Below are 1,922 nucleotides of genomic sequence, written 5' to 3'. Positions count from 1 at the left end.
GAGCGGACCCGACTTGGTGATGAGGGCGCTGACCTCCACGGCGCACTCGTCCGGCAGACCGTTGATGGCGCCGTTGTTGCGGGTGTTGACGTGCATGATGATGCGCTTGTCGTTGTGGATGGCGCTCATCAGCTCGCATGCCGCTTCCGAATAGTACTGGCCGCCGCGTCCTTCCAGCGCCTTGGGTTTCTCGGCGAGATCCGGGTTGCGATAGAGATCGAACAGCTGCTGTTCGATGGCCTTGACCACCTCGCCCCGGGTTCCTTCGCCACTGGCCTCACCGAGCTCCTGCTTGAGAATATCGTCGCTCATGTAGTAGTAGCGCAGATAAGCACAGGGGATCATGCCCAGATTGGCCAGCAGATCCTTGGGCCAGGCAAAGGGGGGAATATTGCGCGGCACCAGTGGATCATGCCCTTGCGCGAGCCGGGCAATCACCTCGCCAAGCTTATCCTCGCCCTGATGCTGGATCTGGCGCACGAAGATAAAGTGGTTGAGTCCGGCTACCTGCATGATGAACGCCTGCTCATCGTGGGTCTCCAGCAGAGTGGCGACCCCTTTTTGCATGATCACCGGCACGTTGCACAGCCCCACCACCTTGATCTTGCTGTGGCGCAACACAGCTTCGGTCACCATGCCCGACGGATTGGTGAAGTTGAGCAGCCAGGCATCGGGGCAGAGACGCTCCATGTCGGCGGCGATCTGCAGGGCGATGGGGATGGTCCGGCAAGCGTTGGCAAAGCCGCCAAGTCCGTTGGTCTCCTGACCGATCAGACCATATTTCAATGAGATCCGCTCATCGCTGATGCGGGCCTCCAGACAACCGGCGCGGAACTGGGAGCAGACGTAGTCGGCGCCGCGCAGTGCCTCTTCCCGATCCAGCCTTGTTTCAACCCGTACCGCCAGCCCGGCCTTGGCCAACATGCGGCGGGTGAGGGCGGCGATGATCGCCATCTTTTCGCAGCCATCGTCGATGTCGACCAGCCAGAGCTCACGCAGTGGCAACTCGTGCTGACGCTGGATCAGCCCCTCAATGAGCTCCGGGGTGTAACTGGAGCCTGCGCCGATGACCACAATTTTGAGTCCGTTTTTCATTGTCCACCTCATGAACAGGGATAGGGATTGACCCCCATTAAAGGAGGGCCGTCGCGGGCAGACAAACGAAATAAGATGGGGTATGGATTAGCCAGTTTAATGCATGAGGGGAAATGGCATACTGATGACCCGCACCGCAACGAGCGTCATAACGAGGTTATCCATGCTGGTACAACAGAATACCCTGGCCCTGCTGCATACCTTCGAGAGCACGGCCCGTCACCTCAGCTTTACTCGCGCCGCCGAGGAGATGAACCTTACCCAGGGGGCCATCAGCCACCGTATTCGGCATCTGGAAGGGCTGCTGGGTTTTCGTCTGTTTATTCGCTTGACCCGCAAGCTGGCATTGACGGAGGAGGGGGGGCGACTGCTGGCAACCCTGAGCCACTCCCTGCGCCAGATCAACGAGGAGATTGAAGATATCCGGGCTCAGGATCTGCGAGGGACGCTCCATGTGGGGGTTGCACCCACGCTGGGGCTCAACTGGTTGATGCCAAGACTGCCCCGCTTCCAGCAACGCTGGCCCGGGTTGAACGTGATGATGCGGGTACGGGCGGGGGCGGTGGATTTCAACGAAGAGCGGGTGGATCTTGCCATCTACTACGGCGCGACTCGCTGCAGTGATCTGCACCGGGAGCTGTTGATGGAGGAGCGTCTGCTGCCCGTCTGCTCCCCGGCCTATGCCGAGCGGCTGGGATTGCTGCAGGAGCCGGCCCGGCTGGCGGAGGCCTGTTTTATCCATGCCTCGGAATCGACCGATGTCCAGCAGCTCTTCTCTGAGTGGCGCCTCTGGTGCGATGGTGCTGGCATGACATTGCCCCATGAAC

2 protein-coding genes are annotated in these 1,922 nt (G+C 60.5%); one reads left to right on the top strand and one right to left on the bottom strand.

The genetic code is table 11. The features are described from left to right. The coding region (locus AAC083_RS20385; protein ID WP_308811026.1) for a 6-phospho-beta-glucosidase at positions 1-1,095 on the bottom strand (1,095 nt) is incomplete at its 3' end. A 163-nt stretch (positions 1,096-1,258) separates the two neighbouring features. On the opposite strand from AAC083_RS20385, the gene AAC083_RS20380 reads away from it, so the two are divergent. Next, positions 1,259-1,922: LysR substrate-binding domain-containing protein (locus tag AAC083_RS20380; RefSeq protein WP_108537577.1), on the top strand; the 664-nt coding region annotated here is incomplete at its 3' end.

It is taken from the genome of Aeromonas sp. HMWF014 (assembly GCF_963878295.1).
GTDB lineage: Bacteria > Pseudomonadota > Gammaproteobacteria > Enterobacterales > Aeromonadaceae > Aeromonas > Aeromonas popoffii.
Note: the sequence above shows the minus strand (reverse complement) of the source record. Positions and strands in the feature narration are given on the sequence as shown.